The sequence below is a fragment of the Pantoea sp. CTOTU49201 genome (genome assembly GCF_032054795.1).
Lineage (GTDB): Bacteria > Pseudomonadota > Gammaproteobacteria > Enterobacterales > Enterobacteriaceae > Pantoea > Pantoea symbiotica.
This window is the reverse complement of sequence record NZ_DAMBSA010000287.1, coordinates 5,859-6,369: the sequence shown is the minus strand read 5'-3', so window position 1 is coordinate 6,369 and position 511 is coordinate 5,859. Positions and strand designations below refer to the sequence as shown.

At 57.9% G+C, this 511-nt stretch carries 1 protein-coding gene; it reads right to left on the bottom strand.

The genetic code is table 11. The features are described from left to right. Positions 1-511 (bottom strand): ATP-binding cassette domain-containing protein (locus tag RTY00_RS17780; protein ID WP_409519146.1); only part of this gene is annotated, 511 nt, incomplete at both ends.

The window sequence follows — 511 nt, the reverse complement described above, 5'->3', positions numbered from 1 at the left end:
CCAGCTCCGATTGACCGTTGCCTTCCACACCAGCAATGCCGAGGATTTCGCCGGCGGCGACGTTGAGCGAAACGCGCCAGATTTTTTGCTGGCCGCTGGCATCACGCACCGCAATGCTGTCCACCTGCAGTACGGTTTTGCCCGGCTGGCACGGCGTTTTTTCCACGCGCAGCACCACATCGCGCCCCACCATGCGGCGCGCCAGATCGCGTTCCGAGGTGTCTTTAATATCCACCGAATCAATCATTTTACCGCCGCGCATCACAGAAACATGATGGGCAATCGCCATGATTTCATACAGTTTATGAGTGACGATCACCACCGAGCGGCCTTCCGCGCACAGCGATTTCAATGTAGCGAACAGGCCAGCTTTCTCCTGCGGCGTCAGCACCGCCGTCGGTTCGTCGAGAATCAGCACCTGCGCATCACGGTATAACAGCTTGAGGATCTCCACGCGCTGCTGCACGCCAATCGGCAGATGTTGCACTTTCGCCCAGGGATCGATTGCTAA